We start from the raw sequence: 14,761 nt of genomic DNA on the forward strand, positions 1-14,761 counted from the left end.
TGCCGGAATGTGACCATGCGAAGTTTTGCATGTTCTAATGTGGCTTGTTTGACAGGGACGCATCCCCACTCTCCGTCATCCTCGGCCTTGAGCCGAGGATCCATGCCGCGGCTGCTGTGGATGCCGTGTGGATGCTCGGCTCAAGGCCGAGCATGACGGAAGACGAGGTCGCGGAAGGAGCCAGACAGCGCAGACACGCGTGTCGGGAATGTCGCCCGCACCTGTCAAATAATAACGTGCGACCCCAGTTCCACCACGCGGTTGGCCGGCAGGCGGAAGTAGTCCGAGGGGTTGGCGGCGGCGTTGGCAAGGGCGATGTAAAGCCGGTCCTGCCAGTAGGGCATGCCTGATTTGGCGTCCGGCACCAGCTTGCGGCGGCCGAGATAGAAGGAGGTCGACATGATGTCGAACTTCAGCCCCGTCTTGCGCAGCGTCGCCAGGGCCTGCGAGACGTTTTGGGATTCCATGAAGCCGAACAGCAGTTCAACGCGGGAGAAACGCTCGGAAATCTGCTCGACCTTATAGCGGTCGTGGCTCGGCACGCGCGGCTTGTTGACGGTGCGGATCGTCAGGATGACGTTGCGGTCGTGGAGCACATGGTTGTGCTTGAGATTGTGCAGCAAGGCGGCGGGGGCCGATTCCGGGTCGCTCGTCAGGAAGATCGCGGTGCCCGGGACCTGGGCCGGCGAATGTTCGCTCTTGCGCTCGATCGAGCTGACGAAGGAGGGGAGCGGAATATCGGTGTGGCGGGTCTTTTCCATCAGGATCGCGGTGCCGCGACGCCAGGTCCACATGATGACGGTAAAGGCGGTGGCGATAAGGATCGGGATATAACCACCGTCGTGGATCTTCAAAAGGTTGGCGCCGAGGAAGATCAGTTCGAGCACGACCAGCGGCGCAAGCGCGATCACCGCCACCGGAAGCGACCAGTTCCAGCGCGCGCGAACGAATTCGAAGGCCATGATCGAGGTGACGACCATCGCACCGGTGACGGAGATGCCATAGGCGGTCGCCAGCGCATCCGAGGTCTTGAAACTCAGGACCAGGAAGATGACGCCGATGAACAGCACAGCATTGACCGACGGCACGAAGATCTGCCCGGTATTGGTTTCCGACGTGAAGAGGATTTCCATACGCGGCAGGAAGCCGAGGTTGATGCCCTGGCGCACCATCGAGAACGCGCCCGTGATGACCGCCTGGCTGGCGATGATCGTCGCGGCAGTCGCCAGGATGACGACCGGCAGCAGCGCCCATTTCGGATACATCAGATAGAAGGGATCGGACATCGTCTCCGGATTGCCGAGAACGAGAGCGCCCTGCCCGAGATAGTTCAGCGTCAGCGCCGGGAAGACCAGCAGGAACCAGGCCCACTGGATCGGACGGCGGCCGAAATGGCCGAGATCGGCATAAAGCGCCTCCGCACCGGTCACCGTCAGGAACACGGCGCCGAGCACGACGACGCCGTAAAAGCCCTCATGCAGCAGAAAGCTGACGGCATAATAGGGGTTGAAGGCGGCGAGGATGCCGAAATCGTCGGAGATATGGGAAATGCCGGCGGCAGCCATGACCAGGAACCAGACGGCAGTGATCGGGCCGAAGAACCTGGCGACGGCGCCGGTGCCGCGCGATTGCACGACGAAGAGCAGCGCCAGGATCACCACCGAAATCGGCACGATATATTCCGAGAGCCTCGGCGTGACGAGTTTCAGGCCCTCGACCGCCGAGAGTACCGACAGCGCCGGCGTGATCATCGCATCGCCGAGGAAGAGGGCAGCCCCCATCAGGCCGAGCAGCATCAGTATGGCGGTATGGCCGTTGGCGGTTTTCATCAGAAGGGCGAGCAGCGACAGCGTTCCGCCCTCACCTTCGTTGTCGGCGCGCAGCAAAAACAGCACATATTTGATGGTGACGATGATCGTCAGCGCCCAGATCATCAGCGAGATCAGGCTGATGACCTCGAAACGGGTGACGCCGTCATGGGCGACGGGCTTCAGCGCCTCGCGAAAAGCATAGAGCGGGCTGGTGCCGATATCGCCGTAGACGACACCGACGGAACCGAGCGCAAGATAGAACAGCTTTTTCGGCGTCATCTGGGATTCGTTCGGATGGCTCTCTTCGGACATGAAGTTGCAACAGGCTCCTCAGAGCCAGCCTTTCCAGCGGAAAAAGAAAAAGGGGATGACGGCTGATATCACCATCAGGGCCAGCGAATAGGGATAACCCGCGGCCCAGGCCAACTCCGGCATGACCTGAAAATTCATACCATAGATGGAGGCGACCAATGTCGGCGGCAAGAAAACCACCGAGGCAATCGAGAAAATCTTGATGATCGAATTCTGCTCGATGTTGATCAGCCCTAGCGAAGCGTCGAGCAGGAAGGTGATGTTGCCTGCAACGAAGGCGGCATGCTCCGACAGCGACTGGATATCGCGCGAGAGGGTGCGGCAGAGTTCCTTCGTCTCGCGGTCCTGCTGGACCGCCGGAATCGTGTGGAAGAAGGTCAGCAGGCGGGACAGCGAACCGAGGCTGTCGCGCACCTTGCTGATCATCCGGTGATAACCGGCGATATCGCGCAGCTTCTCCTCGAGATAATTCGAGGGCTTGCGCGTCTTCTTCGCCCGATCGCCGAAGACATGCATCGACAGGATATCGAGGCGCGAGACGGAGACCTCGAGGATCTCGGCGGTGCGGTCGACGATCGTCTCCAGCAGTTTGGCGAGAAGGGCGGCGCCGCTGCGCCAGTTTTCCGGCAGCCGGTGGAGGGCAGCGATGAACAGCGCAAAGGATTTGGGATGGGCGTAGCGGATGGTGACAAGCCGGTTTCCGGCCAGGATGAAGGCGACATCGGTCAGCGTCGGCGCGTCGGTATCGGCCTTCCAGAGCAGCGAGGCGGTCATGAAGACGGCGTCGTTTTCGACGTAGAGACGGGCGGAGGGCTCGATATCCTTGAGGTCGTCCCGGGTCGGAACCTCGATGCCGAGCACCTTCTCGACATAAAGCTCCTCGTCGCGGCTCGGCTCGATCATGTCGATCCAGACGACATCCTCGGGGAAGGATGCGGGATGCGACAGATCGCGGATCTCGACCGACCTGCAATTGGAACAGTAAGCGGTGATCACCGGCAGCCTTTCCATGCGGCCGCCAGCGCGGCAACGCGAGGGTCGCTCGTCCCAGGTCCCAACGGAAGCGGATCAAAAAAGGTCATACAACTCCGGCTGCATCCAACCTTGAAGGCCGGCATGCGCATTGTGCTCCACCGCATCGCAGCGATCAATCCTTCGATCGACAAGACAACTCCGAACTTGCAGGCGGGCCGAAATCTTCCAAACGAGGACGGCCGTCATTGAGCATCTGCAGCAAACGCCATCATGGCGCCGCGGCATATGCAGCAAAGCCGTGAAATAATCAAGACATCTTCCGTGAAGCGCGGCTTTTCACCACGTTTCCCCCACAATTTGGGGTACTGGCGATCGCGATTCGGCCGCTCGGAGCAGCCGCCCGGGTGCCGATGACAGCGCTTATTCGAAGACGATTGTCGGGGCGGGACGCTGGGTCTGGCCGCCGAGCTGCTCCCAGACCTTGGCGGCGATGCCGCGATAGATGCCGGCGACGACGCCGTTCGGCTCGGAGGCGACAAGCGGCGTGCCGGCGTCGGAGGTCTCGCGAATATTCATCGTCAGCGGCACTTCGCCGAGGAAGGGCACACCGATGCGCTCGGCCTCCTTGCGGGCGCCGCCATGGCCGAAGATGTCGTAGCGGGTGCCGGTATCCGGCGCGATGAAATAGCTCATATTCTCGACGATGCCGAGCACCGGCACTTCGACCTTGCGGAACATGTTGAGGCCCTTGCGGGCATCGATCAAAGCGAGGTCCTGCGGCGTCGAGACGATGACGGCGCCGGCAAGCGGCACCTGCTGGGCCATGGTCAGCTGCGCGTCGCCGGTGCCGGGCGGCATGTCAACGACGAGCACGTCGAGCTCGCCCCAGGCGACTTCGCGCAGCATCTGCAGGAGCGCCGACTGGACCATCGGACCGCGCCAGATCATTGCCGTCTCCTCGTCGACGAGGAAGCCCATCGACATGACCTTGAGGCCGTAATTCTCCATCGGATTGATGATGCGGCCATCGATCTGGGTCGGGCGGCCGGATATCTTCAACAGCCGCGGCATGGAGGGACCATAGATATCGGCGTCGAGAATGCCGACGCGCAAACCGTTGGCAAGCAGGCCGAGCGCCAGGTTGACGGCGGTGGTCGACTTGCCGACCCCACCCTTGCCCGAGGCGACGGCGATGATGGCGCCGATGCCGGGGACGCCGATCTTGCCGGCCCGCGGCGGCTGTTGCTGCGGCGCGTGCGCATGGCCACCATGGTCATGCCCGTGATGATCGTGGCCGGCATGGCCGTGCGACGGGTTCGGCACCGGGCGGGCAGCCGGAGCGGCGGCGGCAGCTTTCTTGTCTGCGGTCAGTGCGACGAGCGCGCCCTTGACACCAGGCATTGCCTTGACGACGCGCTCGGCGGCGAGCCGCATCGGCTCCAGCTCCTTGGCACGATCGGCCGGAACGGTGATAGAGAAATAAACCTTGCCGTCGGAGATAAAGACGTCGGAAACCATACCGAGCTCGACGATATCGTGCTCGAGATCCGGTCCACGCACGGTCTTCAGCGTTTCGAGAACCTGTTCCTTGGTGACGTCGGTCATTCCACCCTCACTGCTGCTTCCCGATCACAGATAGTGGAGACGGACGCCTTCGCCAAACAAAATCATCGGCGGGAAAATCGATTTGCCGGCTTGCAAAAAGCGCCGGGGAGAACGGGCAATCCGTTGCGGCCATCAAGTCCGCCGGGCTTTCGCCCTGATGGCCGCAACGGTCTCCCCGAGAACCGGCGCAATCCGGGGCGAACTAGAGCAAGCCGACAAAAAGGCCAGCGAAAAATGAAGCGGGAGGGCCAAATGGCGCGCAGCTGTGCAAGAGGCGGTGCCAAAACGCAACAACCGCCGCCGACACCGAAGGCTTGGGAAAAGCGGCATCGGCGTCGGGCAGCGGTGTGCGGCCGCGCCATTTCCTGGCGCTGGTCCAAGTCCCCTCTGGGCCTCTGGCAAAAGAGAAGCAGAAAGCGTGCCAGACGGAAAATCGGCGGAAATGGCGCAAACGCCGGCTGCGACGGCCGCCATATGCCCAAGCGCTGGGCGCCCGGCGAAGTCCCGCTATGCCTTTTGCACCTTATTTGATCAGGCCGATCCGAAGCGCCTTGGCCACCGCCTGGGTGCGATTGACCGTATCGAGCTTCTTGGTGGCACGGTTGAGGTAGTGATTGACCGTGTGCTCGGAGAGGGTGAGGATTTCGGCGATTTCCGCACTGGTCTTGCCAGCCGCTGTCCAGTTGAGGCAATCGATTTCCCGGTCGGTCAGCGTGTCCGTAATGCGCGTGTCGAGGTTGCGGATCTCGGCAAGCCTGTCATAGACATGGATCGAGATATAGCAAAGCTCGCGCATCTCCGCCGGGCTGAAGGGCTCGCGGTCGCCGGCGAAAGAGATGGCGCCGCGCACGCCGGATGGCTCATGCGTCGGGAAATAGGCGCCGCGCATCATCCGGAAACGTTCGAACAGCGAGGCGACGAGGATGGACTTGCCGTCGTCGCGCGACCAGTTTTCGCGAGACATGTCGTAGAAAAAGGGCCGCGCTGATGTTCTGAGCCGCCTGAGAACCGGGCTGTTGACCAGCAGTCCCTCCTGGTCGTAGAGCGCCAGAAGCTCGGCCGGCCAACTGGTGATGACGGTGCTGCCCTGGATATCCAGGGAGGTGACCGGCGGCAGATTGAGAACCAGGAAGGCACGGCTGCGATAGGCTTCCGTCACACGTTTCAGGAACCGGAAAATATCGAACTGGGTCTTCAGGCCGGCTATTTCCTGGATGTAATCGTCGTCTTCCTGGGATGTTTGCGACAAGGGTGCCATCACATTTCTTCATCTTCGGCGCAACGGCCGGTTCGATTGCCTCGGGGAATGACGATCGCTGATTGGATCACATGGAATCGGCCTCGCCGCAGAGGCGTTCGGCCGGCAGGTGGTTAATCGATTTCGCGGACTATTTGCAGTTGTCGTGATTCGCCCGAAAATCTCAATATCGCCCTCATCATAAGCATGCTCTCCGATCGCATTTAGCGGCGCGGGCCGAGCCGAACGCGCATATCTTCCATGATCCTCCCAGCTGCCAGCTGAACTGGAACGGCCCATTGGCGCAGAAGTTCCATCGACAGACGATAGGCCGGGCCGGTAATCGAAATGCCGCCGATAAAGCTCCGATCCTGCGACCATAGCGGAGCGGCGACACAGCGGATGCCGGCCTCATGCTCCTCGCGGTCGAAGGCATAGCCCTGGTCGGTGATCTCGCGGATTTCGGCAAGCAGCGTTTCTGCCGAGAGATGGGTCGAGGCGGTAAAGCCGGTGAAGTTCAGGCCGGCGAGGAGATCGGCGAGGAGATCGGCCGGTAGCAAGGACAGGGCGGCCTTGCCGACACCGGTGCAGTAGCAGGGCGAGGCATTGCCGATCTGCGAATACATGCGCACCGGCTGACGACCGTCGACCTTGTCGAGATAGATGATCGACTGGCCCCTCAAAACACCGAGATGCACCGTTTCGCCGGTCGCCTGCTGCAGAGCGGCAAGGTGCGGCTCGGCAATCAGCCGGAATTCATTGCGCGCCCAGCTGCGTGCCGCAAAATCGAGCAGGCGCAGGCCCGGCGCATAACGGCCGTCGCCATCAAGCTCAAGCAACCCTTCCTCCACCAGATGGCTCAGCTGGCGATGCAAGGTGCCGCGCGGCTGGCCGGCAAGGGCGAGGATATCGGTGAAACGCAGCGGCGCATCGGCATGGGTGACGAGATCGAGCAGAACCATCAGTTTGCCGAGCGTGCCGGTCTCGCGGCTCTGCGCCATGCTTTCGCTATTTGAATTCATCGTCTCGTCCGCCCTTGACAGCAAGGCCAGCATAATTTGATAATTCCATATAGTCAAATATAGTTCCAAATAATGGAACGCATTGAATATCAAAAGGCGACGGCGATGCCAGCACAATTTCCGGAGTTCAGAGACCGAACCGTGCTGGTGACGGGTGGCGGATCGGGCATCGGTGCTGCGATCGTCGAAGGCTTCGCGCGCCAGGGCGCCAAGGTCTCGTTCATCGATATCGCCGAGGCTGCCGGCCGCGAACTCGCCGAAAGGCTGTCGCGGGAGACCATGCATCCAGTCTCCTTTCACCATGCCGATCTGCGCGACATCGAGGCGATCCGGCGCACGGTCGATAGCGTCATTGCCAGCTCAGGGCCGATCCGCGTGCTGGTCAACAATGCCGCCTGGGACGACCGCCATGAATTCGACGCGGTGACCGAGGCCTATTGGGACAACAACCAGGCGGTCAACCTCAAGCATGTGTTCTTCACCTCGCAGGCAGTCGTGCCACCGATGCGGGTGGCCGGCGGCGGGGCGATCATCAATATGTCGTCGATTGCCTTCAAGCTGAACATGGGCGGCTTTCCCGCCTATGCGGCAGCCAAGGCGGCGGTCGTCGGGCTGACGAAGAGCCTGGCGGGCAGGCTCGGGCCGGAGAACATCCGGGTCAACTGCATTCTGCCCGGCATGGTCGTCACCGAGCGGCAGATGCAGCACTGGCTCACCGAGGAGAGCATTGCGCGCTCGGTCGAGGACCAGTGCCTGAAGGTCGCGCTCAAGCCCGATGCGATCGTCGGTCCCTGCCTGTTTCTTGCATCCGACTGTGCGGCTGGAATGACCGCCCAGTCCCTGATTGTCGATGGAGGCGTTCTGTAATGGCAAATCCCGCTTATGTCGCGGTGGACTGGGGCACCAGCAGCTTCCGGCTCTGGCTCATGGGTAGGGACGGCACCATCCTTGCCGAACGCCGCAGCGGCGAAGGCATGACGAGCGCGGCAAAGACCGGCTTTTCCACCGTGCTTACCGGCCATCTCACAGCCATTGAGGCGCCGGAAAACCTGCCGGTGATCATCTGCGGCATGGCCGGCGCACGGCAGGGCTGGGTCGAGGCCGGTTATATCGATGTGCCGGCGCCCCTTGCCTCCGTCCTCACCGGGGCGGTCTCCGTGCCAGGCGAAAGCTGTGACATCCGCATCCTGCCCGGCCTTGCCCAGCGGGATATGGCGACACCCGACGTCATGCGCGGCGAGGAAACCCAGCTTCTCGGCGCGCTCGGCAGCGCAAGCGCGGGCGCCCAGGCGGTCTGCATGCCCGGAACCCATTCGAAGTGGGTGCATGTGGGCGACGGCAAGGTCACCGGTTTTTCGACCTTCATGACCGGCGAACTTTTCGACGTCATTAGCAAACACACGATCCTTTCGCATGCCGTTGCCGGCGCCGAGGAGCAGCCGGCCGATGCGGCCGCCTTCGAGGCGGCGGTCTCGGCCGCTTTCGCGCGGCCCGCGCTTGCCTCCAATCTGCTCTTTACCGCCCGCTCGGGGCAGCTCCTGCACGGAATCTCCGCCGCTGCCGCGCAGGCCCGCCTCTCCGGCACGCTGATCGGTCTCGAAATCGCCGGTGCGCTGCAGGAGGCGGCCAACTCAGGCATCACCCTGGTCGCTTCCGGGCGCCTGCAGGCGCTCTATGAACAGGCCTTCAAAACCCTTTCACTTCCCTTCACCGCCATCGATGCGGACGCCGCCGTGCGCCGCGGGCTTTCGGCCGCCGCCGAAGCCATCTGGCCGAATTGAGAAAGCCGACACGATGAACCGTATCCCCTTCCCCGACATGAAGCGCCCGCTGATCGCCATCCTTCGCGGCATCCGGCCCGACGAGACCGAAAGCGTGGTCGGCGCCTTGATCGACAATGGCCTGACGGCGATCGAGATCCCGCTGAATTCGCCGGAACCGTTCAAATCGATCGAGATCGCCGCCAAGATGGCGCCGCCCGAGGTGCTGATCGGCGCCGGCACGGTGCTGACGGTCGAGGCGGTCGACAGCCTGCATGTGGCCGGCGGCACGCTGCTCGTCACGCCGAATGTCGAGCCCGAGGTGATCATCCGGGCGCGCCAATACGGCATGGTGACGATGCCTGGTGTCTTTACCCCGACAGAGGCGCTCGCCGCAGCGCGGGCCGGCGCCACCGGTCTCAAATTCTTTCCGGCAAGCGTGCTCGGTCCTTCCGGCATCACGGCGATCCGGGCGATCCTGCCGCCGGAACTGACGATTGCCGCCGTCGGCGGCGTGTCTGACAAGAATTTCGGCGATTACACCAAGGCCGGCATCTTCGCCTTCGGTCTCGGCACCAGCCTCTACAAGCCCGGAATGACCGCAGCAGAGGTTGCCGAGCGCGCCAAGGCGACCATTTACGCCTATGATGCAGCCATTGGGAGCGTGAGCGTATGACCGATATCTACGAGTTCGAGGGCAAGACCCTTTGCAACACCAATTCCGTTCTCGGCGAAGGCCCGACCTATGATCCGGACAGCAACACCGTCTGGTGGTTCAACATCCTCGGCAAGGAACTGCACGAGCTCAATCTCTCGACGGGCGCCAAAAAGGTGCATCCATTGCCTGCCATGGCGAGCGTGCTTGCCCGTATCGACGCCGGCCGGCAGCTGATCGCGACGGAGGAAGGGCTTTTCGTTCGCGATGTGGCGAGCGGCAACCTCACCTTCTATGCCGCGCTCGAAAACGACAGGCCGGAGAACCGTTCGAACGACGGCCGCACCCATCCTTCCGGTGCGCTCTGGATCGGCACGATGAGCAAGCGGGCGGAAAACCAGGCCGGCGCCATCTATCATATCGCCGGCGGCAAGGTGACGAAGATCTTCAACGGCATCAGCATCCCGAATTCGATCTGCTTCTCGCCGGACGGCACGATCGGCTATTATACGGATTCCCGCCTTAATCGACTGATGCGCGTCATGGTCGATCCGAACACCGGCATGCCCTCGGGCGAACCGATCGTGCTGGTCGACAGCGCCGACGAGCCCGGCGACATCGACGGCTCGGTGGTCGATGCCGATGGTTATATCTGGAATTCCCGCTGGGGTGCTGGCGTCGTCGACCGCTACAATCCCGACGGGTTGCGCATCTCGCGCTATAAGGTTCCCGCCGTCCAGCCCTCCTGCCCCGCCTTCATCGGCGTCAATGCCGACCGGCTGGCAGTGACGACCGCCTGGGAGGGCCTCGACGAAGATGCCCGTTCTGCGCAGCCGAGCGCCGGCGCGCTGCTCGAACTCGGCATCGAGGTCAAAGGCGTGTTCGATCCGGTCTACGTGATCTGAAGACAGCTTGCCCGTAACAACCAGAGGCGCTTCCGGCCGGAGGCGCCTTTTCTCGTTCTGGTGGCGGTTGCGCGATAAATGTTCCGTGAAAATCGAGAAATTTTCCGTGTTTTCAACCGGAACCATTCGGCGCACCAGTCATTTTCCTTTCGAACCGGCGCGGCAATGAAACAGAAATTGCCGCGTCAGCGACCACTCTAGGAACTGAAGGTAGGTTCGAAATGACACGCAAACTCTTGACGACCGTTGCCGCTGGCGCACTGTTTGCCACGGCTTTCGCACCGGCGGCATTCTCGCAGGCGGCGCCGCAGCCCGCGGATCCGGCTGCTCCGACACAGGCAGCTCCGGCCGATCCGGCAGCACCGAAGCCGATGACCCCTGACGTCACCAAGCCCGCAGGCGATGCCGCACAGGCTCCGGCTGCAGCCCCGACGGCAGACACGGCGCAGGCCGGCTATATCACGGAGCAGTCTCCGGACCAGGTCAGCGCCAACACCTATATCGGCCAGTCGGTCTATAACGGCAACAATGAAAGCATCGGCAGCGTCAACGACCTGATTCTCAAGAAGGACGGCGGTTTCGTTGCTGCGATCGTCGGCGTCGGCGGCTTCCTCGGTATCGGCGAAAAGAACGTCGCCGTCCCGATGGAGAAGATCACCGTCGCCCAGAATACTCAGGATGGCAGCGTCAAGCTGACGACAAGCGAAACGGCTGAATCGCTGAAGGCTGCACCTGAGTTCAAGACGCTGGCCATGCAGTCGGCCGAAAAGGCTCCGGCTGCAACCGGCACCGACACCACGGCCACCGGCTCGACAACGCCCAAGTAAGTTGGCGTTTAGACAGCCCGGCCAGATATACCGCGCGGTAGTATAGCGTAGGCGATGGCGCTCCTAGGGGCGCCATCGCTTTTTGCTATGTCGGTCTTTGGAGCATGATAAACCGCTCACACTTTTCGGCATCATGCTTTATGCGCTGACACGCTCCGCCATGGCGGGATCGTAATAGTTCTCGTGCAGAAAGCGCAGTGTGGCGATCCCGTCCGCCGGGCGGCCGAAATGATAGCCTTGGCCCATGCCGCAACCGAGCATGCGCAGCTTCACTGCCTCGGCATAATCCTCGATGCCCTCAGCCACGACTTCCAGCTCCAGGCCGTCGCACATGGTCAGAATCGCCTTGATGATGTGTTCGGAGGCGCGGTCGGAGTTGATGCGCGAGACGAAGGCGCGGTCGATCTTGATCTTGTCGAAGATGAAGTCGCGCAGGCGCCCGAGGCTCGACTGGCCGGTGCCGAAATCATCAAGCGAAATACGCACACCGGCGGCGCGCAGATCGGCGATGATGCGGTGGGCGGTATCGGCCGAGCTCATCACCGCGGTTTCGGTGATCTCCAGCTCCAGGCGATGCGGATCGAAGCCGACCCGACCGAGGATCGACAGGACGCTGCCGCTGGTGCCTGGATCCATCAACTGAGCCGAGGAGAGATTGAACGACAGGAAGAGTTCGCGCGGCCATGAAAGAGCTGCTTCGGCGGCTTTGCGCAGCAGCGCTTCCGACAGTGCATCGATGAAACCACGTTCTTCGGCGAGCGGCACGAAGACGCCGGGAGAGACGAAGCCGAGATCGGGATCGTTCCAGCGGGCGAGCGCCTCGAAGCCGACCACCTGATTGTTGGAGAGCGAGACGATCGGCTGGAAATGCACGTCGATCGCGTCGGAGATGATGGCGTTTCTAAGCGCCTGCTCCAGCTGCGTCGCGCGTTTCATTTCCTGGGCGATCTCGCGCGAATAGACGGTGATCTGGCCGCGCCCGCGGCGCTTGGAACGGTAGAGGGCGGTTTCGGCGCTCTTCAGCAGCTCTTCGCAGTCTTCTCCGGCGAACGGGTAGATGGCAAAGCCGAGGGAGGCGGAAAGACGGACGTTGCGGTCGCCGAGATCATAGGGGGCCGACAGTATTTCACGGATCATCTGGCCGAATTTTTCGGCACTCGCCCGCTCGAAGATCAGCGGCAGCACGAAGGCGAATTCATCTCCGTCATGGCGGGTGACCAGCGCGCCATCGGGAATGCAGGCCCTGAGGCGATGGGCGACCTGACAAAGGATCTCATCGCCGGCAGCCGAGCCGAAAAGATCGTTGATCGGTTTGAAACTGTCGAGATTGGCGATGCCGATGGTGAAGGGAGCCGGGTCGCTAGCGCGCTCGGAAGAGATCTGCAAGACCTTGTCCCGCATGCGATTGCGGTTTCCCAATCCGGTGAGCGGATCGGTATAGGCCATCGCCTGAAGCTCATTCTGACCGACGGTCAAGAAAGCTGTGTCCGCCGATTTCATCATTCACCCGAGCTTTCCCGCGCCATGCAAAGAATGACCGGCATGTCTTAACAATTTGATAGTAAATCAGCAGGCATTGCCGCTAAAACCACCCCAGAATCCAGGAGTTGACCGGTAGTCCCGGCTAAAGTCGTTAATTTTTATGTCGTTAGCCGGAACCGCTAAGAGGTCCTGATGACATGTATCAGCCTCGCGCCCGTATGCCTTCATCCAGCAGATGCCTCTGGAAGACAGCCTCGAGCATATCGGGGCTGACCGGTTTCATGATGACATCGTCCATGCCTGCCTTGACGCATTCGGCGCGGTCTCGTTCGAAGGCCTGGGTGAGCACGCCGATGATCGGGGTGTGGCTTGTCCCGCCGGATTCTTCCATCTGCCGGATGAGGCGGGCAGCCTCGAAGCCGTTGAAGCCCGGCAGCGAAATATCCATCAACACGATCTGCGGCCGGTGCTCGGCCCAGAGACGCACGGCTTCATCGCCGGTCGCCGCGATCATATGGCGATAGCCAAGGCCTTCGAGGATCTGCGAAAAAACGATCTGGTTGATATCATTGTCTTCGGCGACGAGAACCTGCAGGCCGACGACGTCGTCAGAAATGCTGATTTCCCAATCCGATTCGGCACCGGCGGCGCCATTGCGGCTGTTGCGATTGAAATGGCGGGCGATCTGGAAGGTGAGCTCGTTGGCGATCTGAAAACCGTCCATAACAAGCGCCGGGATGCCATATTGCTCTGACAGCTCGAGGCAGCGCATGCCCATCTGGTTGTCGATGATCAAGAGATCGAGCGAGATGCCGGAGGAAGTGGCGATTTCCAGGAACCGCTCCTCCTCGTCCTCGCCGCGGACCGAGCAGGATTCGAAACCGTATTTCGACAGCGTCCGCAACGCGGCGGTCTCAGCGGCAAGGTCGGACGTGACGACGAGGACCTTGCGGCCGGAAAAATTCTCCGGAACGATCGCTTCCATCGCCGCCGGCTCGCGGCGCTCGACAGCGCTCGGTACCGGCACATAGGCGCGGCGATAGCTTTGATTGCTTGAGGTGGTGATCGCCGATGCCCGGCCGAACTCGTCGAGATCGGCGCCATCGCGCGGCAGATCCTGCATGGTCGACACGAGGAAATAGCGGCCCGGCTTGCCGATGCGGTGCTTGCGGCTGACGATGTCGCGCTCGATGCCGTCGCGGGAGATCTGCCGCTGGCGGGAGACGGACATCTCGCCGGTCTCCAGCACATGACGGTCGCTTTCTTCGAAACGCTTGGCGATCTCGACGGAAAAAAGGTCGCTGCTCTTGCGCCCGAGCACCTCGTCGGCGGTCGTCTGATATTTCTCGCAAAAGGCGAGATTGACCGCGACATAGGTGAGGTTGCGGTCCTTGACGAAGAGCGGGAACGGCAGATTGTCGAGAATGTCCTCGGTGAGCTGCACCCGCTCCAGATCCGAGCGCCATTGCTCTTCGCGCTTCTTGTCCTCGGAAATATCAGAAATGATGGTGACGCCGTAACCGCCGGGGAGCCTGCGTTTGACGAAACGGACCCAGCTGTCGGCAGCATGGCGCTCGACGGCATCGAAGCGCTCGCGCCAATGCGAGGCGATTTTCTGCGACAGCCAATCCTCGCGGCTCAGCGAGCCGCGCTGCTTCACGTCATATTGCTGGCGAATGCCGGTGTCGTAAACCGCGCCGAGGAAATCGCGAAGCCGCGTGCCGGGCTTCAGCATCTCGGGGGGCAGCGGGAAGAATTCCAGCGTCTGGCGGCTGGCGAAGATCAGATGATCGTTCTTGTCATAGATGATGAAAGCTGACGAAAGGCTGTCGCACACCACATCGAAAAGCGCCGTCTGCAGATCGGCTCCGGCGGAAATCCCGTCGGTTTCCGATGATGTGTCCGCCTTATCGAAGCCGGCACTCATGCTGTTGCGTCCCACATCTGTTCGATTTCGAAAGCTTCCGGAGGTATTTGAATAGAAATGCCATTTTTATGTTAAAACCGGCTTAACACTACAGCGCCGCGGGTCCTTTCCAGGCGCGCATAGGGCGCAATAACACTTTGAACTGCTGCATAATTTCATCAGTAAATCGGTTCCGATTTAAGCATGAATTATGCAGCGGCGATTCCCAGGTTGCGGGAGCCTCGGATCACGCTTTGGGAAAGC

At 61.6% G+C, this 14,761-nt stretch carries 12 protein-coding genes; 5 read left to right on the forward strand and 7 right to left on the reverse strand.

What is annotated here, in order from left to right; all coding sequences use genetic code 11:
- Positions 1-224: 224 nt before the first annotated feature.
- From FHX03_RS02935 to FHX03_RS02955, 5 genes are all read right to left on the reverse strand, one after another.
- Positions 225-2,123, reverse strand: coding sequence for a potassium transporter Kup (locus FHX03_RS02935; RefSeq protein ID WP_097624023.1), 1,899 nt, complete (start codon positions 2,121-2,123; stop codon positions 225-227).
- Positions 2,124-2,141: 18 nt separating this feature from the next.
- A complete protein-coding gene (locus FHX03_RS02940) occupies positions 2,142-3,119 on the reverse strand; it encodes a magnesium transporter CorA family protein (RefSeq protein WP_097624175.1) in 978 nt (325 codons plus the stop codon).
- A gap of 399 nt (positions 3,120-3,518) precedes the next feature.
- Complete coding sequence (locus tag FHX03_RS02945; RefSeq protein WP_097624022.1) at positions 3,519-4,703, reverse strand: Mrp/NBP35 family ATP-binding protein; 1,185 nt, start codon at positions 4,701-4,703, stop codon at positions 3,519-3,521.
- A 523-nt stretch (positions 4,704-5,226) separates the two neighbouring features.
- The gene (locus FHX03_RS02950) at positions 5,227-5,961 is read right to left on the reverse strand and encodes a LuxR family transcriptional regulator (protein WP_097624021.1); all 735 of its coding nucleotides are present in this window, start codon (positions 5,959-5,961) and stop codon (positions 5,227-5,229) included.
- Between the two features lie 203 nt (positions 5,962-6,164).
- The gene (locus FHX03_RS02955; RefSeq protein ID WP_183852545.1) at positions 6,165-6,962 is read right to left on the reverse strand and encodes an IclR family transcriptional regulator; all 798 of its coding nucleotides are present in this window, start codon (positions 6,960-6,962) and stop codon (positions 6,165-6,167) included.
- Positions 6,963-7,067: 105 nt separating this feature from the next.
- Between FHX03_RS02955 and FHX03_RS02960 the strand changes: the two genes are divergently transcribed.
- The 5 genes from FHX03_RS02960 to FHX03_RS02980 all read left to right on the forward strand — a co-directional run bounded on the left by FHX03_RS02960 (position 7,068) and on the right by FHX03_RS02980 (position 11,109).
- A complete protein-coding gene (locus FHX03_RS02960) occupies positions 7,068-7,829 on the forward strand; it encodes an SDR family NAD(P)-dependent oxidoreductase (RefSeq protein WP_183852546.1) in 762 nt (253 codons plus the stop codon).
- The gene (locus FHX03_RS02965; RefSeq protein ID WP_183777257.1) at positions 7,829-8,743 is read left to right on the forward strand and encodes a 2-dehydro-3-deoxygalactonokinase; all 915 of its coding nucleotides are present in this window, start codon (positions 7,829-7,831) and stop codon (positions 8,741-8,743) included. Before FHX03_RS02960 ends, FHX03_RS02965 begins: the two co-directional genes overlap by 1 nt.
- A gap of 13 nt (positions 8,744-8,756) precedes the next feature.
- Entirely contained in the window at positions 8,757-9,398 is a 642-nt protein-coding gene (locus FHX03_RS02970; protein WP_183852548.1) for a 2-dehydro-3-deoxy-6-phosphogalactonate aldolase, read from the forward strand.
- Positions 9,395-10,282 (forward strand): SMP-30/gluconolactonase/LRE family protein, encoded by an 888-nt coding sequence (locus tag FHX03_RS02975; RefSeq protein ID WP_183852550.1) that lies wholly within the window; start codon positions 9,395-9,397, stop codon positions 10,280-10,282. Before FHX03_RS02970 ends, FHX03_RS02975 begins: the two co-directional genes overlap by 4 nt.
- A gap of 221 nt (positions 10,283-10,503) precedes the next feature.
- On the forward strand, positions 10,504-11,109 hold the full coding sequence (locus FHX03_RS02980) for a PRC-barrel domain-containing protein (protein ID WP_097624018.1): 606 nt from the start codon (positions 10,504-10,506) through the stop codon (positions 11,107-11,109).
- 138 nt (positions 11,110-11,247) lie between these two features.
- Here the strand turns inward: FHX03_RS02980 and FHX03_RS02985 are convergent, their stop codons facing one another.
- On the reverse strand, positions 11,248-12,612 hold the full coding sequence (locus FHX03_RS02985; protein ID WP_183852552.1) for a putative bifunctional diguanylate cyclase/phosphodiesterase: 1,365 nt from the start codon (positions 12,610-12,612) through the stop codon (positions 11,248-11,250).
- A 181-nt stretch (positions 12,613-12,793) separates the two neighbouring features.
- Positions 12,794-14,518 carry a response regulator gene (locus tag FHX03_RS02990; protein WP_183852554.1) on the reverse strand — a complete coding sequence of 575 codons (1,725 nt, stop codon included), beginning with the start codon at positions 14,516-14,518 and terminating at the stop codon, positions 12,794-12,796.
- Between the last annotated feature and the right edge of the window lie 243 nt (positions 14,519-14,761).

The organism is Rhizobium sp. BK456, from assembly GCF_014194045.1.
In the GTDB taxonomy this organism is placed as follows: domain Bacteria; phylum Pseudomonadota; class Alphaproteobacteria; order Rhizobiales; family Rhizobiaceae; genus Rhizobium; species Rhizobium redzepovicii.

Coding starts and splice junctions, on each gene's coding strand:
- FHX03_RS02935 (WP_097624023.1), bottom strand. CDS start 2,123: ATGTCCGAAGAGAGCCATCCGAACGAATCCCAGATGACGCCGAAAAAG.
- FHX03_RS02945 (WP_097624022.1), bottom strand. CDS start 4,703: ATGACCGACGTCACCAAGGAACAGGTTCTCGAAACGCTGAAGACCGTG.
- FHX03_RS02950 (WP_097624021.1), bottom strand. CDS start 5,961: ATGGCACCCTTGTCGCAAACATCCCAGGAAGACGACGATTACATCCAG.
- FHX03_RS02955 (WP_183852545.1), bottom strand. CDS start 6,962: ATGAATTCAAATAGCGAAAGCATGGCGCAGAGCCGCGAGACCGGCACG.
- FHX03_RS02960 (WP_183852546.1), top strand. CDS start 7,068: ATGCCAGCACAATTTCCGGAGTTCAGAGACCGAACCGTGCTGGTGACG.
- FHX03_RS02965 (WP_183777257.1), top strand. CDS start 7,829: ATGGCAAATCCCGCTTATGTCGCGGTGGACTGGGGCACCAGCAGCTTC.
- FHX03_RS02970 (WP_183852548.1), top strand. CDS start 8,757: ATGAACCGTATCCCCTTCCCCGACATGAAGCGCCCGCTGATCGCCATC.
- FHX03_RS02975 (WP_183852550.1), top strand. CDS start 9,395: ATGACCGATATCTACGAGTTCGAGGGCAAGACCCTTTGCAACACCAAT.
- FHX03_RS02980 (WP_097624018.1), top strand. CDS start 10,504: ATGACACGCAAACTCTTGACGACCGTTGCCGCTGGCGCACTGTTTGCC.
- FHX03_RS02985 (WP_183852552.1), bottom strand. CDS start 12,612: ATGATGAAATCGGCGGACACAGCTTTCTTGACCGTCGGTCAGAATGAG.
- FHX03_RS02990 (WP_183852554.1), bottom strand. CDS start 14,518: ATGAGTGCCGGCTTCGATAAGGCGGACACATCATCGGAAACCGACGGG.